Annotated in this window: 25 protein-coding genes and 1 tRNA gene; 23 read left to right on the plus strand and 3 right to left on the minus strand. The window is 58.7% G+C overall.

The window, feature by feature from the left end:
- Positions 1-70 precede the first annotated feature (70 nt).
- The 4 genes from I3J13_RS18985 to I3J13_RS19000 all read left to right on the plus strand — a co-directional run bounded on the left by I3J13_RS18985 (position 71) and on the right by I3J13_RS19000 (position 3,432).
- Positions 71-658 (plus strand): TetR/AcrR family transcriptional regulator, encoded by a 588-nt coding sequence (locus I3J13_RS18985; protein ID WP_196379792.1) that lies wholly within the window; start codon positions 71-73, stop codon positions 656-658.
- 166 nt (positions 659-824) lie between these two features.
- A complete protein-coding gene (gene fabF, locus I3J13_RS18990) occupies positions 825-2,120 on the plus strand; it encodes a beta-ketoacyl-ACP synthase II (RefSeq protein ID WP_059756133.1) in 1,296 nt (431 codons plus the stop codon).
- 51 nt (positions 2,121-2,171) lie between these two features.
- Complete coding sequence (gene ftsZ, locus I3J13_RS18995) at positions 2,172-3,179, plus strand: cell division protein FtsZ (RefSeq protein ID WP_196379793.1); 1,008 nt, start codon at positions 2,172-2,174, stop codon at positions 3,177-3,179.
- Between the two features lie 64 nt (positions 3,180-3,243).
- Positions 3,244-3,432 (plus strand): hypothetical protein, encoded by a 189-nt coding sequence (locus I3J13_RS19000; protein ID WP_196379794.1) that lies wholly within the window; start codon positions 3,244-3,246, stop codon positions 3,430-3,432.
- Positions 3,433-3,478: 46 nt separating this feature from the next.
- Here the strand turns inward: I3J13_RS19000 and I3J13_RS19005 are convergent, their stop codons facing one another.
- Positions 3,479-3,955 carry a MarR family winged helix-turn-helix transcriptional regulator gene (locus tag I3J13_RS19005; RefSeq protein ID WP_196379795.1) on the minus strand — a complete coding sequence of 159 codons (477 nt, stop codon included), beginning with the start codon at positions 3,953-3,955 and terminating at the stop codon, positions 3,479-3,481.
- A gap of 166 nt (positions 3,956-4,121) precedes the next feature.
- On the opposite strand from I3J13_RS19005, the gene I3J13_RS19010 reads away from it, so the two are divergent.
- The 17 genes from I3J13_RS19010 (at position 4,122) to I3J13_RS19090 (ending at position 19,920) form a co-directional block, all read left to right on the plus strand.
- Positions 4,122-5,618, plus strand: a complete 1,497-nt coding sequence (locus tag I3J13_RS19010) for an MATE family efflux transporter (protein ID WP_236001022.1) — start codon at positions 4,122-4,124, stop codon at positions 5,616-5,618.
- The gene (locus I3J13_RS19015; protein ID WP_196379796.1) at positions 5,611-5,934 is read left to right on the plus strand and encodes a hypothetical protein; all 324 of its coding nucleotides are present in this window, start codon (positions 5,611-5,613) and stop codon (positions 5,932-5,934) included. Before I3J13_RS19010 ends, I3J13_RS19015 begins: the two co-directional genes overlap by 8 nt.
- 99 nt (positions 5,935-6,033) lie before the next feature.
- Complete coding sequence (locus tag I3J13_RS19020; protein WP_196379797.1) at positions 6,034-6,369, plus strand: hypothetical protein; 336 nt, start codon at positions 6,034-6,036, stop codon at positions 6,367-6,369.
- Positions 6,370-6,555: 186 nt separating this feature from the next.
- Entirely contained in the window at positions 6,556-6,696 is a 141-nt protein-coding gene (locus I3J13_RS19025; RefSeq protein ID WP_196379798.1) for a hypothetical protein, read from the plus strand.
- Between the two features lie 557 nt (positions 6,697-7,253).
- Complete coding sequence (locus tag I3J13_RS19030; RefSeq protein ID WP_196379799.1) at positions 7,254-7,877, plus strand: TetR/AcrR family transcriptional regulator; 624 nt, start codon at positions 7,254-7,256, stop codon at positions 7,875-7,877.
- A 373-nt stretch (positions 7,878-8,250) separates the two neighbouring features.
- Entirely contained in the window at positions 8,251-9,483 is a 1,233-nt protein-coding gene (locus I3J13_RS19035) for a metal-dependent hydrolase family protein (RefSeq protein ID WP_196379800.1), read from the plus strand.
- A gap of 5 nt (positions 9,484-9,488) precedes the next feature.
- The gene (locus I3J13_RS19040) at positions 9,489-10,313 is read left to right on the plus strand and encodes an ABC transporter permease (RefSeq protein WP_196379801.1); all 825 of its coding nucleotides are present in this window, start codon (positions 9,489-9,491) and stop codon (positions 10,311-10,313) included.
- The gene (locus tag I3J13_RS19045) at positions 10,313-11,368 is read left to right on the plus strand and encodes an ABC transporter ATP-binding protein (RefSeq protein WP_196379802.1); all 1,056 of its coding nucleotides are present in this window, start codon (positions 10,313-10,315) and stop codon (positions 11,366-11,368) included. Before I3J13_RS19040 ends, I3J13_RS19045 begins: the two co-directional genes overlap by 1 nt.
- Positions 11,369-11,435: 67 nt before the next feature.
- Positions 11,436-12,464, plus strand: coding sequence for an ABC transporter substrate-binding protein (locus I3J13_RS19050; protein WP_196379803.1), 1,029 nt, complete (start codon positions 11,436-11,438; stop codon positions 12,462-12,464).
- Between the two features lie 82 nt (positions 12,465-12,546).
- Positions 12,547-13,389, plus strand: a complete 843-nt coding sequence (locus I3J13_RS19055; protein ID WP_236001024.1) for an ABC transporter permease — start codon at positions 12,547-12,549, stop codon at positions 13,387-13,389.
- A 53-nt stretch (positions 13,390-13,442) separates the two neighbouring features.
- Positions 13,443-14,198, plus strand: coding sequence for an ABC transporter ATP-binding protein (locus tag I3J13_RS19060; RefSeq protein WP_196379804.1), 756 nt, complete (start codon positions 13,443-13,445; stop codon positions 14,196-14,198).
- Positions 14,195-14,902 (plus strand): ABC transporter ATP-binding protein, encoded by a 708-nt coding sequence (locus I3J13_RS19065; RefSeq protein WP_196379805.1) that lies wholly within the window; start codon positions 14,195-14,197, stop codon positions 14,900-14,902. Before I3J13_RS19060 ends, I3J13_RS19065 begins: the two co-directional genes overlap by 4 nt.
- 38 nt (positions 14,903-14,940) lie before the next feature.
- On the plus strand, positions 14,941-16,131 hold the full coding sequence (locus I3J13_RS19070; protein WP_196379806.1) for an ABC transporter substrate-binding protein: 1,191 nt from the start codon (positions 14,941-14,943) through the stop codon (positions 16,129-16,131).
- Positions 16,132-16,144: 13 nt separating this feature from the next.
- Entirely contained in the window at positions 16,145-17,005 is an 861-nt protein-coding gene (locus tag I3J13_RS19075) for a branched-chain amino acid ABC transporter permease (protein ID WP_196379807.1), read from the plus strand.
- Between the two features lie 2 nt (positions 17,006-17,007).
- Complete coding sequence (locus tag I3J13_RS19080) at positions 17,008-17,952, plus strand: branched-chain amino acid ABC transporter permease (RefSeq protein WP_196379808.1); 945 nt, start codon at positions 17,008-17,010, stop codon at positions 17,950-17,952.
- Positions 17,953-17,967: 15 nt separating this feature from the next.
- Complete coding sequence (locus tag I3J13_RS19085) at positions 17,968-18,468, plus strand: GAF domain-containing protein (RefSeq protein ID WP_196379809.1); 501 nt, start codon at positions 17,968-17,970, stop codon at positions 18,466-18,468.
- A 195-nt stretch (positions 18,469-18,663) separates the two neighbouring features.
- The gene (locus tag I3J13_RS19090; RefSeq protein ID WP_196379810.1) at positions 18,664-19,920 is read left to right on the plus strand and encodes a metal-dependent hydrolase family protein; all 1,257 of its coding nucleotides are present in this window, start codon (positions 18,664-18,666) and stop codon (positions 19,918-19,920) included.
- A 220-nt stretch (positions 19,921-20,140) separates the two neighbouring features.
- Here the strand turns inward: I3J13_RS19090 and I3J13_RS19095 are convergent, their stop codons facing one another.
- On the minus strand, positions 20,141-20,530 hold the full coding sequence (locus I3J13_RS19095) for a hypothetical protein (RefSeq protein WP_196379821.1): 390 nt from the start codon (positions 20,528-20,530) through the stop codon (positions 20,141-20,143).
- On the opposite strand from I3J13_RS19095, the gene I3J13_RS19100 reads away from it, so the two are divergent.
- Positions 20,517-21,314, plus strand: a complete 798-nt coding sequence (locus tag I3J13_RS19100) for a hypothetical protein (RefSeq protein ID WP_236001026.1) — start codon at positions 20,517-20,519, stop codon at positions 21,312-21,314. The genes I3J13_RS19095 and I3J13_RS19100 overlap by 14 nt on opposite strands.
- Positions 21,315-21,466: 152 nt before the next feature.
- Positions 21,467-23,314, plus strand: a complete 1,848-nt coding sequence (locus I3J13_RS19105; RefSeq protein ID WP_196379820.1) for a recombinase family protein — start codon at positions 21,467-21,469, stop codon at positions 23,312-23,314.
- Here the strand turns inward: I3J13_RS19105 and I3J13_RS19110 are convergent.
- A tRNA-Met gene (locus tag I3J13_RS19110) sits at positions 23,271-23,347 on the minus strand. The two genes, I3J13_RS19105 and I3J13_RS19110, sit on opposite strands and share 44 nt — an antisense overlap.
- Positions 23,348-23,397 lie beyond the last annotated feature (50 nt).

Raw genomic sequence — 23,397 nt, forward strand, 5'->3', positions numbered from 1 at the left:
AAAAATATTAGATTGCATCTTAACTCTAAAAGGAATATAGATGTCAAATGAAATCTAATTGGAGGTCCACATGAGAGTGAGCCGCGTACAGGCAGAGGAAAACCGGGAACGGGTAATCAACGTCGCCAGCCGGTTGTTTCGAGAGCATGGATTCGACGGGATCGGCCTGAAAGACCTGATGAAGGGTGCAGGCCTCACCCAGGGTGGATTCTACAAGCAGTTCGCATCCAAGGACGATCTTGCGGCGCTCGCATCACGGCGTGCTCTCGAGAGCGCCACGAGGAGGTGGTCTGATGCCGCAGCAGACACATCAGATCCCCTGGAATCGATCATCAGGTTCTACCTCTCCAAAGACCATAGTGGCGAGAAGGCGGAAGGATGCCCGCTTGTTGCTCTCGGCTCCGACGCTGCGCGTCAAACCGCCGAAGTTCGGCGCCCGTTTGAAGATGGTATCCGGGCGCATTTCGAGGTGCTCGAAGAACTCATCGGAGAGGGTGACGATAGAGCTCGAAGCGGAAAAGCCATGGCAATATTGTCCATGATGGTCGGTGCGGTGACGCTGTCCCGGATCATCGAGGATGAACCGCTATCGACGAGTGTACTCGATGCGGCAGCGAGCGAGGTCCGGCGCATTGCTGGCCGCGATGGTAGCGACTAACGGACAGATTTTGGGCATTCGTCGTCAATAGCTGTCACAGCTCAGCGAAAGCCGCACGCGTATCAGAAGAGTATAGCGCAAACCGCATGTCCCAAGTTTACGACCAGTCATTCGGTCGGATGCCGAAGGCATGCCAAATTTTTGATCATAGACAGGTGGAATGCAAATGCGTCGTGTCGTTGTAACAGGAATGGGAGCCGTCAGCCCCCTTGGTGCAAATGTCGATGTCTCCTGGTCGCGGCTTCTTGCGGGCAAAAGCGGGATCCGTCGGCTGGGTGACGACATCGTCGGGGATTTGCCTTCAAAAATCGGAGGCGTGGTCCCTTCTCTGGCTGAAGATCCTGAAGGAGGTTTCGATCCTGACCGGACACTGCCCTCGAAGGATCAACGAAAGGTCGACCGCTTCATCATCTTTGCGCTGGCAGCGGCGGAAGAGGCTTTGGCCCAAGCGAACTGGAAGCCAGCTTCCGAAGAAGAAAAACTGAGAACGGCGACAATCATCGCATCGGGCATCGGTGGCTTTCCCGCGATAACGGAGGCGGTGCGTACCGTCGACCAACGCGGTGTCCGCCGCCTTTCGCCATTCACCATTCCATCCTTTCTTGTGAATCTCGCCGCCGGACAAGTCTCTATCCGGCATGGCTTTAGAGGCCCGCTGGGAGCCCCGGTGACGGCATGTGCCGCCGGCGTTCAGGCGATTGGCGATGCAGCACGGCTGATCAGATCCAATGAAGCCGACATTGCGGTTTGCGGTGGCACCGAGGCCTGTATGAACATTGTCAGCCTTGGTGGTTTCGCGGCGGCAAGATCACTATCGACAGGCTTTAACGAGACCCCGGCCAAGGCGTCACGTCCTTTCGACACCGCGCGCGACGGCTTCGTGATGGGTGAAGGCGCAGGCATCCTCGTCATTGAAGCTTTAAGCCACGCCCTCGCCCGCGGTGCGACGCCGATAGCAGAACTCGTTGGATATGGAACGACGGCCGACGCCCATCACATTACCTCCGGTCCGGAAGATGGAAGCGGCGCCCGCAGGGCAATGCAAATCGCCATCGCCCAGGCGGGTATCGCGCCGCACGAAATCGGCCATCTGAACGCACATGCGACTTCGACCCCGGTTGGAGATCTCGGAGAGCTCAGAGCGATCAAGAGCCTGTTCGGCCAAAGGAAGTCGATCGCGGTCAGCGGCACGAAGTCGGCGACGGGGCACCTGCTGGGGGCCGCCGGCGGCCTTGAGGCTATTTTTACGATCCTGGCGCTCCAGCACCAGATCGCGCCCCCGACCTTGAATCTCAGTTCACCGGACCTTGAGGCCAATGGCATCGACTTTGTCGCAAACGATGCCCGACCCCTCGATGTTGAATATGCGATATCCAATGGCTTCGGCTTCGGTGGCGTCAATGCCAGCGCAGTGTTTCGACGCTGGCCGAGGAGAGGCAATCGTACGCCATTAGCTGATTAACCCCCGCGCATAATCCCCTTTGAACAAAGTCTCCACCAGGACGCTCCCACCATGCAACCAACGACTATCGTTTCAGCGCCCGGCATAACGCTCCTCAAGCCAAGGATTGCCGTCATCGGCGTCGGCGGTGGCGGCGGCAATGCTGTCAACAACATGATCATGCACGATCTCCAGGGCGCGGAGTTTATCGTTGCAAACACCGATGCACAGGCTTTGTCCATGTCAAAAGCACCACGGCTTATCCAGCTTGGCCCGACCGTCACGGAAGGACTTGGTGCCGGGTCATTGACCGATATTGGACAGGCAGCCGCCGAAGAGTCGATTGACGAGATCATGGATCACCTCCACGGAACCCATATGTGTTTCGTGACGGCGGGCATGGGGGGCGGAACGGGAACAGGTGCCGCACCGGTTATCGCCCATGCTGCGCGCAAGGCAGGCATACTGACGGTCGGCGTCGTCACCATGCCCTTCACATTCGAAGGTACCCAGCGAATGCGAACAGCGCGGCAGGGGATCGAGCGTCTCAGCGAATGCGCAGATACGGTGATCGTCATCCCCAATCAGAACCTGTTCCGGGTTGCCGATGCGAAGACGACCTTCGCGGATGCATTCGAAATGGCAGATCATGTGCTGCATGCCGGGGTCAGTTCCGTCATCGATCTGATCGTCAAGGAAGGATTGATCAATCTCGACTTCGCCGATGTAAGGTCAGTCATGCGTGACATGGGCCGAGCGGTCATGGGCACGGGCGAGGCAACGGGAGACGCCCGCGCCCGACATGCCGCCGAGGCAGCGATTGCCAATCCGCTGTTCGATGAAGCGTCCGTCAGGGGAGCGAAAGGCCTTCTCATCTCGATCTCCGGCGGACTGGACATGACCCTTTTTGATGTCGACGAAGCCGCGACACGTGTTCGCGAGGAAGTCGATGACGACGCCAATATCGTCGTCGGCGCGACATTCAATGACGCGCTTGAAGGGCGGCTGAGAGTTTCAGTCGTCGCCACAGGTTTGAGGAAACCGGCAGAGGTGATCCTCCTTTCGGAGCGAATGGCGTGATGCTCGCTCATACTGTGGGCCTGCAAGCGCCGATTTGTAAAATTGATGGCCATGGAGATTTGAAATGTTGAAGCGTTTTCGAGAAAAATGGCGATCGTGGGAAGATGCCATCCTGGGTATCGACGATCCGCAGGGAGACTACCTCATCGCGCTGGAAAAACGGTTGGATCGGCTGGAGACCGAAGTGGCTGGATTAAAGGCACAGCCCCACGAGGAGGTAGTGCGGGAAGACGGTGCCGAAAATAAGGGGTGATGGCTGTATCCTTGCACTCATCTACCGGTCGGTCGCCCGGCCTATGTCAAGCGCACGCTGTTGATAGCTCGCTAAGCATCCGGCACAGGCCAAGAGTATTCTGCATGCCGCCAACCTTTTTCATCAGCGCGTCTCCAAGTTCCTGAAGACGCTCAAATGCCATTGCAAGCCGAGCGCTCCCGTTGTCGGTGAGCAGAAGCCTTCGTGCCCTGCGATCATCGACATCCACGGACATCGTCACCCAATTCTTCCTCACAAGGGGTTTGAGATTTGAAACGACGGTTGAGTGGTCAAGGCCAAGAAGTAGCGAGACCTCCGATATTCGAGGGGAACCTGCTTCACCAATCGCTGCAAGAAGAAATATCTGCTCTGCCGTTAGTCCTGTCGAGCGCAATGCATCGTTGATCTGGCGGGAAATGATGCGGTTTGTCCGCTGCACGGTAAAGCATAGATTCCCGGCAAGCGAGTTTTCCACCATTTCAGCTGTTGGCGATCCTTGAGCAGAAGCATGGGTTTTGAACAACTTGTACAGACTCCGGTCTTACGCTCGGAAGCGATATTTTAGATTGCGAATGAACTCTATATAATTTAGATTTTAAAACCAATCTATTTTCAAATTCTGAGAACCGGTTGCGAGCCCATGGCCTTGGGAACGGAGCAGAGCCTCGGAGAACTTTTTAGGATCAGCCATGGCCGATATGCCTGACAGCAAAAATTCTCATGTCTCAACAATTTCACAGAAGACACCACATGGAATTCTTCATGGACCAATTACAGCCACGCTGTTCCGGCTGGCATTGCCCACAGTCGTCGTTCTCGTCGTCCAGACCTTTGTTGGGGTCGCCGAAACCTACTTCGTCAGTTTCCTTGGGACTGAGGCTTTAGCAGGTGTAACCCTCGTCTTTCCCGTCCTCATGCTGATGCAAATGATGTCGAATGGCGGGATTGGAGGCGGAGTTTCCTCGGCTGTGGCCCGAGCGCTGGGAGCCAACCGCCACGCTGATGCCGATGGGCTTGTCTGGCATTCGATTGTTCTGGCCACAGTATTCGGAGCCATTTTCTCAGTCGCTGCAATCCTCTTTGGACCTCTGCTCTACCGCTCAATGGGAGGGACTGGAGAAACCCTTAGGGCCGCCCTCATCTATTCAGGAATTGTGTTCGCAGGCTCCATTCCCATCTGGATCACGGCTTTGCTTTCGGCAGCCCTGCGGGGCGCTGGCAACGTGAACGTGCCTGCTCTCGTCATCATCTCCGGCGCGTTCCTTCTCCTCGTCTTGTCGCCGCTGTTGATTTTCGGCTGGGGCCCCTTCCCGCAGCTCGGCGTGGCGGGCGGAGGCGCTGCGGTCTTCATTTATTATCTCATCGCGGCACTGGTGCTTGCCCTATACCTGCGCTCGTCAAGCAGCCCGCTAAAGTTCAAAATCGTTCCGCTGCAAGGTCGACTGTTCAAGGACATTCTGGGTGTCGGCCTGCCTTCCGCAGTCGGCACGATCCAGGTCAATCTGACGGTTACGTTCGTAACGGCAGCCGTCGGCCATTTCGGCGCAGACGCAATTGCGGGGTTCGGCATCGCATCGCGGCTAGATTATCTGCAAATCCCCATCATCTTCGGTCTTGGAACCGCTATCGTCACCATGGTTGGGATTAATATCGGAGCGGGCCAGATCGAACGCGCCCGCCGGGTCGCCTGGGTTGGCGCAGGTATTGCATTTGGCATCACGCAGACAATCGGCATTCTCGCCACTCTGTTCCCCATCATTTGGATGAGATTGTTCACGGCGGACCCGGATGTGCAGCAGCTAGGCTCCCAGTATCTGCAGATCGTCGCACCGGCCTATGGTGCAGTTGGATTGGGACTGGCACTTTATTTTGCAAGCCAGGGACTGAAGCGTGTTCTTCTCCCGGTTCTTGCCGGAACAGTCAGGATGATCCTGGCAGCTTTCGTCGGATGGGCTTCGGTGATCTGGTTTCAGGCAAGTCTCAATTCCCTTTTCCAGATCGTGGCGGTGGCGGCCATCGCATACGGGGGACTAACGGCCCTCGCCGTGCTGCCGCGCCGGATGTTCCATCGTGGCAGGCAACAGAACACTCAAACTGCCGGGTACCCAGCACTCCGTCATGTGCGATTGTGCCGCGACGCGCCCGAGGGAGGGCCACGAGTTGCGAGGCGAACGACGGATGCTTGACCTCGGCGGTCACGACACCATCGCCACCGGAACCCGGCCCCGGATTGCCGGTCTCTTTCGGCGCGACAAGCCAATCGGCAAAATTCCGCCGGAACCAGGTATCGTCACGGATCGGATCGCCGGTCAGTCGTGTCGTATCGAACGCCGGGCTGTAGCGGCAAGTGAGATGACCGTCGACATCGACGATCTTGCTTTCCAGCAGACCGTTGCGCAGAGCAGTATGGCGTGCCTCGCGGCGCGCAAGGTGCCGAAGACGGCGAACAAGCAGTCGGGCGAGTTTATCCATCAATCCGGCCTCCCGTCTGCGCGGCAATAATTGCCGTGTAGGCGTCCTGCACCGGATCCCGCGGACGCGTTCGACCACGCCGCCGCCCGTCAATGCCACCGGGCTTCGGGACCTGACAGGGAAGAGTGCATGCCAGCAAAGTCCGAGGAGATCCGCAACAGCAAACAGCGCGAGCGACAGCAGAAGCTGCGTGATGCCGACAGAAAGGCCAAACGCCCAGGACGCGACGATGTGGCCCGCACGGCGCTGTTCATGACAATCTCTGGCATGACGACGCGCGAGAAGACCGAAGAGCTGGAACACTTCCAGCATGTCGTCGTCTCGATGCTGGTTCGGCAGGGGTTCGACGAACATGCATCCCACGCCGTCTTCGATGAGCTCGTCGAGAAGTACGCAGACGGCGACTGGCCCTTCCGCCGCAAGCCCCACCTGCTCTATCCTGATGGCGCCGATCAAGGCGACTGAGCGGTTCCGACCTTGACTGTCCCACGCTGCCATGGGAACGCCCAACGGCGTTTGCAATCTCTACGACACCTCCCCCCATTACTCGGTTAATCGCCGTTTGATTCTGAATCGAATGTTTCGAGCATTTTCACGGGGGACGCGGGGGCCTCGACTGGCGGATAGGTCACGGCAACAAGTGCGTTGCACATGGAAGCGGCTACGATCCTGGAGAAGCAGTTCGAGGCGCTGACGCAGAACGACTATCTCGAGAAGCTGCGCGCCGGCGAGCTGGACACGGAGCAGAAACAAAAAAGCTCCTCGATGCTTACGCGGAGGGGCTTTCTATGAAACGACTTGAATGGCAAAATATTCAAGTCTCAATAGTTGCGGGAGGCGCGCAGCCACCTGTACCGACATTCGATCGAAGTAGCTGTCTGACAAAGCAATCAATCAATGATTGTGGGGGCAGGATTTAATCATAACTTGCGATCACGGCGGCCATCCACTGGTATGCTCGAAGCTCTTCTTTCCGCTGACCGTAGCGAATATTTCGGACCGCGCGTGATTTTGACGCAAACTTTTGTTGTCACCGTTCGCGCTCTTCAGCCGGCGAATGATGAAATGCGGCGTCTCCGGTAGTCTTTCAATTTGCCATCCTTTCGGAAACAAATCTCGAAGAAAAACCAGCGAGCTGGCACTTCCTTCGCTTCGAGAGCATTTAAAACAGTCTGTTATCAAACTGACGGAGAGACAAGTTCACGCTTGACGATGTTCATCCTAAAAGTTTTAACGCAATAGCACGGGTACGAAAGCCTCTGAATTCCCAATGCACCGCTTAATTGTAAAAAGGGACGTTTGCGGAGAAATCACTACCCTTGAAACACCAGAACGAGATGAGAGCTTCAATGATCGCGGACGTTAGAGCTGCTCCGAAGGCTAGGCGAAGCCAGGCAGAACGTTCCGACGAAACCCGGAAGAAGCTCTGTCAAGCAGCGCTCGATGCCATGAATGAAGTCGGCTATGGTCGCTTTTCAACGGAAGACGTCGCGTTGAGGGCTAAGGTGTCACGCGGGGCGCTGACCCACCAGTTTCCCAGTCGCAATGCCCTGATCATCGCTGCGTTTCAATATCTTATCTCGTCGTGGGAAGACGACTGGCATTCCATCGTTGAAGAGAGGCGCAAACTAAGTCCCGACGAAGTCACGGAATTCCTGTGGCAAAAACTGTTCCAAGCCGACAATTACGTTGCCTCGTTGGAAATCATGCTGGCATCACGCAACGATGACGAACTGGGCATCGGGATCCGTGAAATCATGGTCCGCTGGGCGGCGAGCAGGGATAAGGCAATCGCAACACTTCTGGGCGTATCGCTAGACCGGCCTGAAACCGACGAGTTCATCCAACTTAGCCTATGTGTGCTACGCGGCATCGCACTTCACAGCAGTTTCAGCTCCAACTCCAACCACGACCTGCAGCGCAAGCTGCTGGATCGGTGGAAGTCCATGCTGATTGCGACAAACAGCCAGTGAGCTTTAGTGGCCGTATTGGAACGGAGCACCGCGATCAGCGAATAACCGTTCTCCGAGACCAGATAATCGAGCTTCGATAAACCCGCTCAATGGCCTCAACACAAAGCGCCACTTGAAAAAGTGAGCCCCTGCCATGAGACGAAATTCGGGCCGCCGAAGGCGCATCTGCGTCTTTAGTCATCACCCGCCCGCAATGTCGACATAAAAAATACAAAGACGCCAAGCACTTGCGATGTTTATTGATCGCAACCCGATATGCTCACTAATTAGGCATAAGGAATGTTGCATCGCAAAAATGCAGACACAAGCATTTTCCCTATTTACAAACAGACGCGTCCGTTTTTATCATTCGCGGAACACAATGGGGAATTTCATGAACAGCTACATTTTCTTCGGTGGCAAAGTCCTTGATGTCGACAAAGGCACGTTGCTGGACGGCGTCGAAATACTCGTCGAGGGAGACCGGATCGCTCGTGTTTCGACGGAAGTGATCGACGCCCCCGACGCCGAGCGTATCGACCTCCAAGGTCGCACCCTGATGCCCGGCCTCATCGATGCGCATGTCCATGTCATCGCCACGCTGGTCGATCTTGCCAGGAACGCCGAACTGCCTTCGTCCCTGATAGCCCTGCGCTCACGCGAGATCATGCATGACATGCTGATGCGCGGCTTCACCACCGTCCGCGACCTGGCCGGCGCTGATCTCGGCCTCAAGATGGCCGTCGAAGAGGGGCTCATCGACGGGCCGCGACTGATCATCTGTGGAAAGGCGCTGAGCCAGACGGTCGGCCATTGCGACTATCGCAGCCGCCATGACAAGCGCGAATTGCACGCCGCCTCCCTCGGCGCTCTCGGCCGCATCGCCGACGGCGTGGACGAGGTGCGCCGCGCCACCCGCGAAGAGATCAAGGGCGGCGCAGACTTTATCAAGATCATGGCCAATGGCGGCGTGTCCTCGCCCAACGACCCGATCCACGTCCTGCAATATTCCCGCGAAGAAATCCTTGCGATCGTGGAGGAGGCGGAAAACTACGGCATGTATGTGGCTGCCCACACCTATTCCGACGCCTCGATCCGGCGCGCGGTGGAATGCGGCGTCAAGTCACTCGAACATTGCAACCTGATCACCGCCGAAACCGCGAAACTGGCGGCCGAAGCCGGCGCGACCGCTTGCCCGACGCTCGTCGCCTATGAAGGGCTTGCGCTCGAAGGAGCCGCTTTCGGTCTCGGCGCGGACTCGCAGGCCAAGATCGACACGGTGCGTGTCGCAGGCCTGGAGTCCCTTCGCATCATGCACGAGGCCGGCCTGCCGATGGGCTTCGGCTCCGACCTCCTCGGCCAGTTGCACAAGTACCAGTCGATGGAGTTCTCAATACGCGGCAAGGTTCTTCCAGCGCGTGACATTCTCTATTCGGCAAGCCGCGTTTCCGCAAAACTCTGCATGATGGAAAACCAGATCGGCGTCATCGCAGAAGGCGCCTATGCCGACTTCATCGTCGTCAACGGCGATCCGCTTCAGGATATCGAACTTTTGGCACAGCCCGACGAAAACCTTTCGGCAATCGTTCGCGGCGGCCAGTTCTACAAGAACACTCTCGGTGGCTGACCCGGATGATCAAAGGAAACACCATTCCTGAAAAAACGGGCCGCTGGCTGATCGGCAGCATCAATCTGGTTGCTCTTGGATTGATGCTGCTACCGTTGATCCTGGTGTGTTGGCTGTCAGTGATTTCAAACGAAATCCTCTCGCTTCCGGTGGAGGGCTATTCGCTTCATTGGTATCAGGAGGCGTTTCGCCAGCCGCAGTTCCTCGACGGCTTTGTCCTCAGCATGCTGGTGGCGGCCTTCGCCGCCGCCGCCGGGCTCGCCGTCTCCATTCCCGCCGCCATCATCATCGTGCGGCGAGCGTTCCGGGGCCGGGCCGCGATCCTGCAACTGCTGATGTCGCCGCTGACCGTTCCAGCCATCGTGATCGGCGCGTCGCTCTATATCACCGTGGTCGAGATCGAGATCGCCACCGGCCTGCCGCTGTCCGGTTCCGTGGCTGTGTTCGTAATGGGCCATATCCTGCTCACCATTCCCTGGTGCATCCGTCTGCTGGTCGCATCGCTGGAAGGCGGCAATCTGTCGATCGAAGAAGCCGCCGCGAGCCTCGGTGATACACCGGCCGGGATCATATGGCGGGTGACGCTGCCCCTGATCCGGCCCGGCATCTTCGCGGCCGCCGTATTCTCCTTCGTGGTCAGTTTCGGCAATCTCGAAGTGTCGATTTTCCTCGCCAGTCCCGGTCAGGTCACGCTTCCCGTGGCGATGATGCAGTATCTCGAATGGAAAATCGACCCGACGATTGCAGCCGTCTCGGTGCTGCAGGTGGGGTTCGTCGCCGTCGCACTGATCATATCAAATCGTTTCGTCAATATTTCCAGGATTGTGTGATGACCAACGTCAATATTACCGGCTTGGGGAAGAACTACGGCACGTTCCGCGCCGTCTCCGATGTTTCGCTTAAGATCGACGAGGGTGAGTTCCTGATCTTTCTCGGTCCCTCCGGCTGCGGCAAGACTACGACCCTGCGTATGATGGCCGGTTTCATCGAGCCTGACGCCGGCCGCATCGAGATCGGTGCGCGAGACGTGACGCATGAGCCGCCGCACCGCCGAAATATCGGGCTGGTCTTCCAGAACTACGCCCTCTTTCCCCACCTCTCGATCTTCGAAAACGTCGCCTTCGGCTTGCGCCGCCGAAAGGTGGCGGAAAATGAAATCCGCAAGCGGGTGGGAGACGCGCTCGATCTCGTCAAGCTTTCGCATCTGACCGCACGTTTCCCGAAGCAGCTTTCGGGCGGGCAGCAACAGCGCGTGGCCATTGCGCGGGCGCTCGCAATACGCCCCGACATCCTGCTTCTCGACGAACCACTGTCGAACCTCGATGCCAAGCTTCGCCTTCAGGTCCGCGACGAGCTGCGCAGCCTGCAAAAATCCCTCGGCATCACCACCATCATGGTGACGCATGATCAGGAAGAGGCGATGTCGGTGGGCGACAGGCTTGTGCTGATGCAGGCCGGCGTGGTCGAACAGATCGGTTCTGCCAGCGACCTCTATAATGCACCTGCCAACCGGTTCGTCGCGGATTTTATCGGCCGTACCAACTTCCTGAAGGGAACGGCCGTCGACGGCGGCGACTTCAGAACCGCTGATGGCGTTTTGCTGCAAACCGCTTTCCAGCGAGCCGGAGCAGCCGAAGTCCTCGTTCGACCCGAAGCCATTCGCCTGACGCGCGAAGCGACGGCGCAGGGCCCGAACTGCTTTCGCGGGCGTCTCGAGCGATGCGTATTTCTCGGGGGCATGATCGAGGCGGATATCGAACTCGACGGCGGCACGCGGCTCAAGGCCGTGACCTCGCCGCGCGAACTTGCCTTCGAGGGCCTCTCCAGCGAGGCGAACAGCCCGGTCTTCGTGAGCATCGCAGCCAAGGACGTCGTTCCACTCTGAGCTGAAGCCGGCGCGTCGCTGGCCACATCGAGCATCAGATTTCAATCAAAAAAAGGGGAACTCAAAAATGCCGAACATCACTCGCCGCACCTTTGGAATACTGTCTGCCAGTGCCCTTATGTCGTCCGCACTGCCGAGCTTTGCACAAGCTCGCGGTCGCGTCGTCGTCGGGACCTGGGGCGGGGACTACCAGAACCTTCAGCAGGCAAATATCGTCGATACCGTTCTCAAGGACAGCGGCCTGCAAGTCGTATTTGACCCGGCAGCCGAGACCGTTCGCAAGTCCAAAATTCTTGCCGAACGCCGCCTGCCGCGCGGGACGATGGACGTCGCCTGCATGACACGGCAAGGCACCTATGAAATGTATGTCAACGGCGCTCTCGAGGAGCTCGATGAAAGCAAGGTGCCAAATCTCGCCAAGGTCCATCCGTTTCTGCGCACCAAGTATTCCATCCCGCACATGTATACGGGTCGCGTCATTCTCTACAATCCAAAGGAAGTGAACCCGGCGCCGACCTCCTATGCCGATCTCTGGGACAAGAGATATGCTGGCCGCGTCGGCGTCATCGACATCCAGTATCAGAACACCATCGAATCCGCGGCCATGATCGCCGGCGGTGGGCCCTCGAATGTCGAGCCCGGCAAGGAAAAGCTACTGGAGCTGAAGAAGCAGGGCGTGAAAATCTATCCCACCAACGAAGCCATGGCGCAGGCCCTGAAAACGGGAGAAGTCGTCATGTGCATCATGTGGAATGCCCGTGGGTTCATGTGGAAGAACGCCGGCATCGACGTCGATGTCGCCATTCCCAGGGAAGGTCTCGCGCTCTACATTTCCGATGTCGGCGTTCCCAAGAACGCCCCGAACAAGGAGGCGGCCTTCGCCTATCTCAACGCCATGCTTGACGAGCGCCCGCAGGCGGCCTTTGCCGCCAAAATGGGCTACGCGCCGCCAAACTCCACGGTCAAGCTCGATCCCGCGCTGGCGGCCGTCATCGGCTACAAGGCTGACCAGCAGTTCGTTCTCCCCGATCTGGACTACATGGCCAAGATCGATGCCGGCCTTCAGAGCTGGTGGGAAAGAGACTTCAAGTCCTGAGAACTAGAGATGATGTGCAGCTACCCGCGTTGCCAGGCGCGGGCGGCTGTCGCCAGTAGTACCCTCGATCCGGAACCGGGTGATGCAGAAGAACAATCTCTCCGCAGCGGGAATGCTCATGCCCGCGACAGCCATCGTGCTGCTCTTCATGGCGCTGCCATTGCTGTATCTTTTGCGCTACAGCATGAACAGCTATGTGCCGGGCCAGTTTATGGTGAGCGATTTCACACTGGCGAACTTCGCCGCCTTCTTTGCGGACAGCTATTATCTTAATGGAATGCGCACGACGATTTTCATGTCATTCGGCGTGACTATCGTTTGTCTCGTTCTGGGCCTGCCGCTGGCCAACTGGATTTCGCGCAAGCAAGGCAGCATGAAGACCGTACTGCTGATGATGATCATCCTGCCGCTGTTCATCTCGAACGCGGTTCGGGCTGCCGGCTGGATGGTGGCCTTCGGCCAAAGCGGCGTGCTTAATTACGCCCTGCTTTCGCTCGGCGTTATTTCGACGCCTCTCGAGATCATGTACACGCCGTTGGCCGTTTTCGTCGGCATCGTTGCGGTCAACCTTCCTTATGTCGTGCTGACACTGCAAAGCGTTCTGGAAGGGCTGGACGAAAACGTCGAATATGCGGCGGCCAGCCTCGGCGCCAACCCGCTGGAAAACTTTCTTCTGGTTAAGCTTCCCCAGATCGTGCCCGGCCTCCTCGCGGCTTTCGTCCTGTCCTTCATTCTGACCATGAATGCCTATGCGACACCTGTTCTGCTTGGTGGCCCGTCTTTTCGCATGATGGCGCCGATGATCGTCGGCGAAATTCTCAACAAGGCAAACTGGCCCTTTGGTGCAGCGCTGTCCTTCATCCTCCTCTCCGTCACGATCTCGATTACGGTCGTTGCGGGATATTACGTAAAACGGAAATACTAACCAGTGCGCGAGGTTCCCGTCCTGCTGTTCCCGTTGTTTTCATAGAGGTTGAAATGCTCGAAATTATCGAAGTAACACGACATTTTGGTGGGGTTCAGGCTCTTGCCGGCGTCGACCTGACAATCAATGAAGGCGGTATCATTGGAATGATCGGGCCGAACGGCGCCGGCAAAACGACCCTTTTCAACTGCATATCCGGCGTCCTATCTGTATCGAGCGGCGAAATCCGCTTCAAGGGCGAGCGGATCGACAGGATGCGGCCCGACCAGATATCCAGCAAGGGTCTCGTCCGTACCTTCCAGATCGCCCGCGGTTTTCCACGACTGACCGTGCTCGAGAGCCTCCTGTTATACGGAACGGACCAACCGGGTGAAGGTCTGGTGCAGGCGCTGACGCGTAGCAGGACGAGCATCCGCCGGGAGGAGGAGCTACTCGACAAGGCGCTGAAGATCGCCGAGCGCCTCAAGCTGTCGCACGTCATCGACAACAAGGCATCCGACCTTTCCGGCGGCCAGAAGAAGCTGCTCGAAATCGGCCGCGCCCTGATGCGCGATCCTAGCATGCTTCTGCTCGACGAGCCAATGGCGGGCGTCAATCCCTCGCTGGTCAGGGAGATTGGCGAGCGCCTCGTCAGCATCGCGAAAGAAGGCGTGACCATCGTGCTGATCGAACACCAGATGGACCTGATTTCGCGGCTTTGTGACCACGTCGTCGTCATGGCCGACGGCAGGAAGATGATCGAGGGCACGTTCGATTTCGTGGCCGGCAATAAGGAAGTCCAGAACGCCTACATGGGAAGCCGCAGATGAGTGTCTTGACCGTCGAAAATGTCATAGCCGGCTATTCCGCAGGCGACCAGATTCTCAAGGGCATCAACTTCAATGTGTCATCACGAGAAATCGTCTGCATCGTCGGCCCGAACGGCGCGGGAAAGTCGACCCTTCTCAAAACCATCGCAGGTTTACTGCGCCCTTCGGAAGGCCGCATCGTCTATGACGATGCACCGATCAGCGGCCTCAAGCCCCACGACGTCTCCCGCCACGGCATCGCCTTTGTACCGCAGGAGCATAATGTCTTCGGCAATATGACGGTCTATGAGAACCTGGAGATGGGAGGCTACATCGCGCCAAAGCATTTCCGCTCCCGCGCCACTGAGGTCATGGCGCACTTTCCGGTTCTCGCAAAGAAGAAGGGTCAACTAGCACGAACGCTCTCCGGCGGCCAGCGGCAACTGCTCGCCGTCGGCATGGCGCTGATGGTCGACCCTAGCCTCATCCTGCTCGACGAGCCGACAGCCGGTCTTTCTCCGGCCGCGGCCGACGAGCTTTTCCAGGAAATCCGCAAGCTTCGAGATTCCGGCAAGGCCATCGCGCTGGTGGAGCAAAACGCCCGCGAGGCCATGGAAATATCCGACCGCACCTACATCCTCGTCGATGGAAAGAACAGCATCGAGGGGCCATCCCAGGACCTGCTTGCGAACGAGGACATCAACCGGATGTTCCTCGGGGGTTGATCCAACACTTCTGCCAACTGAACAAAAAGGGGAATGCCATGAACAGAAGAGAATTCCTTTCCGCATCATCCGCCATCGTTGCTGGCAGCCTGTTTGCGCCCGCAATCCTACGTGCCGAAACGGCTATCAAGCTCGGTGTGCTGACACCGCTCACCGGTGCCGGCGCCCAGGACGGTCCGCGCATGCTGAAAGCCATGCAGGCGGTGGTCGACGAGGTCAATAAGGCCGGCGGCGTGCTGAACCGCTCCATCGAGCTTATTGTCGAGGACGACCAGACCAACCCCGAAGCGGCGGTACGCGCCGCCCAGAAACTGGTTGGCGTCGATCGCGTTCCCGTCGTTATGGGCACCTGGGCGTCGGCCGTCACCTCGGCCGTGGCGCCGGTCTGCTGGGAGAGCAAGACATGCCTGATGACCGTCTCTGGCGCCGACTCGATCACGCAACTTCCCCACCAGGGTTACATCTTCCGTACCCAGCCGAACACGGCGCTTCAAGCCACGAAGCATGCCGAATACATCCTCTCGACCGGTGCGAAGACTGTGTTCTACGCAGCCGTGCAGACGCCGTTCGCCGCGACGATGCGGGACCAGATTGCCTCCGTCCTGGCATCGAACGGCGCCCAACTCGTCGGCGGACTGGTATACGAGCCGTCGAAGTCAAGCTATCGCTCGGAAATCGACAGCGCCATCGCCGCCAAGCCGGACTTCATCTATCTCAACAGCTATGGGCCAGACCTGACGGTTCTGCTGAAGGATCTCTACCGCGCCGGCTATGAAGGCGGCCGCTTCACGCAGTCCTATGCCTACACCACCAAGGTGGCCGAGAGCATTCCCGCCGAAGTGACCGATGGTCTCGTGACCGCCCAGCCGTCAAGCGACATCGGCAGCGAAGCCTATGCGCTGGCGCAGAAGCGTCTCGAAAACCCTTCGGCGGATTCCTACGAGGCGCAGGCGACGGACTGGATCAGTCTCGCCCTCCTCGCCATCCAGAAGGCCGGCAAGCCCGAAGGCCCGGACATCCGCGATTCCGTCCGGTCGATCTCGCAAGGCAACGGCGCCAAGACCTATTCGGCAGTCGATGGTCTGAAGCTTCTACGCGATGGCAAGGACGTCAATTATGACGGCGCGAGCGGCAGTTGCGACTTCAACGGAAAGGGCGACATCATCGATTGCCGCTTCCGTTACAGCGAAGCCAAGGACGGTAAGATCCAACTGATCAAGATCGTCTGACCGAGGGCAAGAGATGAATGTTCTCCAACTCATCGCAAACGGAATCATGGCGGGAAGTGTTCTCGCCATACCGGCCATCGGATTAACGGCCATGTATTCCGTTCTTCGTTTTCCCAATTTCGCAATCGCGTCCCACGCAACCGTGGGCGCCTTCGCGGGTTGGGTGGCTAATGTCGAGTTCGGCCTGTCGGTCATACCCTCGATGATGATCGCGCTTCTGGTCAGCGGGCTCGTGGGCCTGCTGACGGACGAGTTCATCCTCAAGCCGTTCCGGGCCGCAGGCGTCATCACCACCGCCATCGGTTCGCTGGCGCTAACGATCGGGCTGGAGAACCTCGTCCGTCTGTTCTACGGCAGCGATCTTCGCGGCTATGACCTGCCTCTCGCACGCGACATTACCCTGCTCGGCATCCATCTCGGGCCACAACAGCTCAAGAACCTGGCCGTGTCGGTTGTCACGATGGCGCTCGTCTTCGGCTTCCTGTCCTTCACTCGCATGGGAAAGGCGATGCGCGCGGTTGCCGACAACGCCCGGTTGGCCGACATCAAGGGGATCGATTCGCGTGTGGTGGCGCGCATCGCATCCTTCATGGGCATGGGGCTGGCAGGCCTGGGCGGCATGCTGCTCGGCCTCGATTCCTCCATCGATCCCATGACGGGTTCGCGCGCCATGCTGCCGATCTTTGCCGCAGCGGTGGTCGGCGGGCTGGGCAGCATTCCCGGCGCCGTCGCCGGCGCCCTTTTCGTCGGCGTCGCCGAGGAACTGTCGCTGCTCGTGCTGCCGGCCAGCTACAAGTCGGCAATCGCCTTTGTCGCGATCATCCTGATCCTGACGCTCCGCCCGCAAGGGCTTCTCGGTCGCGAGGCTCATTAGTCATGGAAATCTACATTATCAGCATCTCCGTCGTGGCCGGCATCTATGCCGTCATGGCGCTCGGCCTGAATGTCATGTGGGGCATGGCGGGGCTCGTAAATCTCGGCCTCGTTGGCTCGGCGGCCGTTGGCGCCTATACCAGCGCCATCCTGACCAAGACGCTCGGCCTGCCAATTCCGGCCGGCATTCTCTGCGGCACGATCGCAGCCGCCCTGGTCGGCGCCGGCCTTTCCATGGTCACCCGCCGGCTGAAGGATCACTATCTTGCCATCGTGACCCTCGGCTTTGCCGAAACCATCCGCATCATCGCTTCCAACGAGATATGGCTGACCAACGGCACTGACGGGATTTCAGGCATCGCAGGTCCGTTCCGTTCCGATGTCAGCCTCCTGCAATTCAACCTGATCTATCTCGGGATCGTTGTTCTGGTGCTGGTCGCCCTTTATGCCTGCTGCCAGCGCATTCTCTATTCACCATTCGGCCGCGTGCTGCGCGCCGTCCGCGACGACGACGTGGTCGTCAGCGTCGCCGGCAAGAATGTGCAGGTCTTCAAGGTGCAGGCATTCGCCATTGGCAGTGGTATTGTCGGCTTGGCCGGCGGTCTTTACGCCCACTACACCTCGTTCATCTCGCCGGATCTCTTCGTGCCGCTGCTGACACTTTACGTGAAGCTCTCGCTCCTCGTCGGCGGCGTCGGCAACAATCGCGGCGCGGTGGTGGGCGCCGCGCTCATCATCCTGATCCTCGAAGGCACGCGCTTCGTCATTCCCTTCATACCCTACATCACGCCGCCGCAGGGCGCAGCGATGCGTGAACTGTTCCTCAGCGCGACGCTTCTCATCGTCCTGCGATTCAGGGTTACCGGCCTCATCCCGGAAGCGCAGGATCACCCCGTCATACCACGTTCCGCAGTCAAGGCTGACGGTACTCCAAGCACAGTATCCTAAAAGGAATATATCGCCATGAAAACCAAGACGCCGATCCTCGACGACCTCGCACGCCTGGTCTCGGTCACCACGTCTCGCAACGATATTACGGAAAGCGCGCAGGTTCTGGATGAGATCATCCAGGAACGATACGGCCGCAAGCTCTTTACACTGTTGCGCGTTGTCGAAGGCGGTAGCGCCGTTGAGCGCCTTCACTCAAGCGACAATGTCGCCTACCCGCCGCTGGGCCGCAAGAAGCGGGAGGATACCGTCTGGGGACGGGTTGTGTACGGTGAGGGCAATGTCCTGATTTCGAAGGATGCCGAAGATATCCGAGTGAACTTTCCCGACTACGATGCCATCTTCGGCCTCGGCATCAACAGCATGATCAATATTCCCGTCGTCTGGGATGGCAAGGTGATCGGCTCGGCTAACCTGTCGCACCAAGACGTGGGTTATTTCGAGAAAAAGGACGGCGACCACCTGCGCATGCTTGTCGGGATCGTCGCACCCGTCGTCGCCGGCACACTCGATTGAACGGGATGCCTCCTGCTTACATCGGCCCAATTCATTCGCAAGAACGACGATGAATACCGAGCGATTGGCGGTGGATGTACAAACAGGCGGCGACCGTCCCGGATCGTCACGAACGGCCTGTCGCGCTTCTCCGGCAGGGGGCCGTCGTCTGCTGATCCTGCCATTCCCCCATCATTCCAGGAGAACTGACCCGCAATGGCTACCCTGTTCACTAACTCCCGTATATTCGACGGCGTGCAGACCGCGCTGATCGGCGGTCTGCAAGTTCTCGAGGTCGATGGCGTCATTCGTGACGTCTCGCCTTCACCGGCCATACCGGAAGGAGCGCTGATCATCGATTGCGGCGGCAAGACGCTGACGCCGGGCCTTATCGATGCGCATGTCCATGTCATTGCCAACAGCGTCGACCTGAGTGCAGGCAAATTTTGGCCTTCCTTCGTCTTCACGCAAGCCCGCTACATCATGGAGGGCATGCTGCAGCGTGGTTTCACGACCGTTCGTGACGGCGGCGGCGCGGATGCAGGCCTCGTCCAAGCTGTCGAGCAAGGGCTCATCGCCGGACCGAGGCTTGTCATTTCCGGCCTCGCCTTGAGCCAGACCGGCGGCCACGGCGACATGCGATCCGTCCTGCTCGGGCCGGGCGAAAAGACCAACAATAATGTCGGCAGTTCGATCGCGCGGATCGCAGACGGCATATCACAGGTTCGAGAGGCCGCCCGCGATGAACTTCGGAAAGGCGCGCATTTCATCAAGGTTATGGCGTCGGGCGGCGCCGCGTCGGTCACCGACCCCATCGAAAACCTCCAATATTCCGATGAGGAATTGAAGGCCATTGTCGAGGAGGCCCGCGCTTGGAATACCTATGTCATGGCGCATGCTTATACGCCCCGCGCCATTATGGCTTCGATCAACGCCGGTGTGCGCACGATCGAACACGGCAACCTGATCGACGAGCCGACCGCCGACCGCATGAGCCGCGAAGATGTCTATCTCGTTCCCACCCTCGTCGCCTCCGATATCCTCACGCAGTTCGCCGAAAAATACGGCTTCTCCGTCAACAGCATGCGCAAAATTTCGCAGGTCAGGGATCAGGGTCTGAAGGCCGTCTCGATTGCACGCACAGCGGGCGTGAAGATTGGCTTTGGAACCGACCTGCTTGGTATCGAGCTGCACGATTATCAGGGTGAAGAATTTACGCTGAGAGCAAAGGTGGAAGACACGGTCGATACACTTATCTCCGCCACCAGCATCAATGCCGAGATGATGATGATGGGCGGCCGGATCGGTGTTATCAAACCCGGCGCGCTTGCAGACATTCTCGTTGTCGATGGCGATCCAACCGTGGATTGCTCTGTCTTCACTCGGCGTGGCGAAAACATTGATGTTATTATGAAAGGCGGCACGCTCTTTAAAAACAGGCTGAGATCAAACGGCATAGCAGCGAAATTTTGAAACCTGTGGTGGACGCTCTTCTGCCGAGTCTCTCACTTGAGAGATGCACCTGCCGCTGATCGATCTGCGCGGAGCGTGTTGTTCAGTCAGCAGGCCGATCACTTTCCTGTCTGCCTTGCTCTCGATCACGGCCAATGCGTCAGCCTCGGAGCCAGATCATTACCAACAGTCACCGCATCAAGTGCGTTGCACATCAGCAACAGTTTTCATAACTCTATACCTAACAATGACTTACCGCCGTTTGGGTCGCTGATGGCGTTTCCCCGCAGATCAATGATTCCAGCCGTGCCATTTCGGGAATTCCGGTAATTTTCGGCAAACTGGCATCGACAGTCACGCAGATAAAGACACTTGAGACGTGCCGGGCTTTGTGCGCTATTGGTGCCGACAAGTGTTCAACAGGCCAGCCCGCAACGGAAAGGAGGCGCCCATGGTTCACGTTATCCATGTCGACGGCGCCACGATCCAGCCGTCCCGGGACATCGAGTGCAAGGATGATTCCGGTCTCGGAATCTGCACCGGCCGCATGCGCGAGGAAGTTCTCCGCGTGGTTCGCCGTCGCAAGCGACGACGATCCACGAGCACAAGGAGATTCCATGTCGAATATCATCCAGCATCCATCTGCCATCGTTGCGGTTAAAACCCATCACCTCCACGATGTCGACAACGACACCAAATGCCGGCTGCATTCCGGCACAGTAGCCATGGCCTCCATCACGGATGAGCCGATGTCCCGCGTCCGGGATGCCGTGCGCCTCAACCGTCATGGCGCTGGCTGGGTAGACCGTCGTCGCGCTCCCGCGATCACGAAGACGCACGACGACGAGATCGAGAGCACCTTGCGATTGCTGGGCTATGCGGGCGAATGGCACGACATCAAAGGTCGTCCGACCCTTGCGGCATACCTCAAAGCCCGCACGGGCATCCAGCAAAGCCACCCTTGCGTCGTGTTTATGAGAAACCACCGCGTCGCGATCAGTGGCGAGCTGTTCTGCGATGTGACCAATAACGGCCTTATGGTCGATATCGACCGGGCACCCTGGCGTCGCAAGCAGGTGCACCGTGTGTTCGTCCTCACCCACCGTATCCCCGCGACGCCCATCCCATCGAAGACCCCGTCCCCCGCCCAGCCGGCGCACCTGACGGCCGAACAGAAACGCCGGCTCAAGGAACTGGACCGACTGTTTCGCGAAGCCGTCAAGGCGGAGACGGGCGCAATGCGGATCAAGGTGACAGCCACCGAAGTCTTCATTATCCGCCCCGCCGATACCGGCTGGACCTGGTGCGGCGCGCGCGATGGCGTCGTCGACAGCCTTCTCAAGCTTCAGCAGCATGGCTGGATTCGCGGCAACACCAATGAGGCTGCGGCCTACCGCGCCACGATGGGTTACTGACCAGCGCTGAGGAGCGGCTCCTTATTGCGGCAATTATTGCCGCCAGCACCTGCCAACCGCCAGACCATGATGATCTGGCATCGCGGCGGGGCTCCCAAGCACCCCGCCGCCGGTTACGATGCCCCTAAATTCATCTCGATACGAGAGACCCGATGACCAAGACTGTATTGTTCTACGCCCGCTACTCCACCGACCGCCAGAACGAAGTGTCGATCGAAACGCAGATCGAACTCGGCAAGACGTTTGTCGCCGACAGGGACTGGAAGCTGGTCGAGACCTACGCCGACTCCGCGATCAGCGGAACCTCCTTCACATCGCGTCCCGGCATCCAGCAACTACTGGCGCATGTAAAGCGCGAGCGGATTGATGTCGTGCTCTGTGTCACCGTCGACCGACTGTCGCGCGACGTCGAGCACAGCTCAAAAATCCTCAAGGAACTCAACTACCACGACACGGCAATCTGGACCGTTCAGGCCGGCCAGGCGGTCAGCCATATGGAGCTGCATATGCGCTCCACGCTCAGCCATGAACTGGTCGAGCAGATCCGCTTCCGCACCCGGGAAGGCATGAAGACGGCGGCGCGCAAGGGCATCGCAACCACCCGCCTTTCTTATGGCTACCGCCTCGGCCAGCAGCGCGATGCCAACGGCGACCGGATCAAGGGCCTGCGCGAGATCGAACCTGCCCAGGCCGAGATCGTGCGCTGGATCTTCGAACAATATGCGAATGGGGTCAGCCCGGCAGCAATCGCCCAGAGCCTCAATGCGCGGCGCGTTCCGGCGCCGCAAGAAGAGTACTGGCGCGATGACACCATCCGCGGTGATGGCAAACGCCAGACCGGCATTCTTCACAACGAGCTCTATGTCGGCCGGATCGTCTGGAACAAGCAGAACTACCGCAAGAACCCCGAGACCGAACGCCGCACCGCGCGCCTCAACGACAAAAGCGAATGGGTCGTGACGGAAGTGCCGTCCATGCGCATCATCAGCGACGAACTCTGGGCGCGCGTAAAAGAACGGCAACTGACGACACTCGAGAACTTTTCCCGGACAACCACCAACCGGCTGAACAGGACACACCGGCCAAGCTACCTGCTGAGCGGAATGCTGGAGTGCGCCGAATGCGGTGGCTCCTACGCCATCATGGCCAAGGAACGCTACGGCTGCTCCAACCACAAGAACAAGCTGCCAATCGACGGGCTCGACGGCGCCTGCTGCACCAACCAGAAGACCATCCTCCGCAAGAACCTCGAGGACCGGGTGCTGTCCTGCCTCCCCGCCGCATTCTTCGGCATGGGCGTATTCGACGACGTCACCGCACAGGCGCGCCGCAACCTCGCAGCGTCCGTCAGGAATGAACCCGACGAGCGACAGCGCATTTCCGGGGAATTGAAGGCTGCCGAACAGGAACAGCGCCAGATCATCCAGCAGATCAGCGACCGTGCCGCCGAGGGCCGCCCGCGTCTGACTGCCCTCGACGACGTGCTCGACACGCTTGAGGAACGCCGTGCTGGCCTCGAGGCGCGGCTGAAGCAGGCGCCGGCGGAGGAAGATTTCGGGGAGAAGATCAGGAAGCTGAAGGCGGAAGTCAGTCCCGAAGCTGTCGAGCTGATCATCAACTCGGCATTCTATTACATGCGCGAGCACGCCGATACCGAGACGAAGCAGCCGTTCATCAACATCGTGCGCCAGTTCATCCAGAAGGTGGTGATCGGCAAGACCCCGGGCCACCAGCCGGCATTACTCGAAGTCCACGGCCGGATCGCCTCGATCCTGGCTGCGATGGAAGCCGCAACGATTCTCGAGAAGCAGTTCGAGGCACTGAAGCAGCACGATTATCTGGAGAAGCTTCGCGTCGGCGAACTGGACACTGCGCAGAAACAAAAAAAGCTCCTCGACGCTTACGCGGAGGAGCTTTCTGTGAAGCGACTTGAATGGTCAAATATTCAAGTCTCAGTGGTTGCGGGGGCAGGATTTGAACCTGCGGCCTTCAGGTTATGAGCCTGACGAGCTACCGGGCTGCTCCACCCCGCGTTGATGGTTTTATTATAACATAAAGGCCGCATTTGCGGCCTTTTGATTTG

This window comes from Agrobacterium leguminum (assembly GCF_015704895.1).
GTDB lineage: Bacteria > Pseudomonadota > Alphaproteobacteria > Rhizobiales > Rhizobiaceae > Agrobacterium > Agrobacterium leguminum.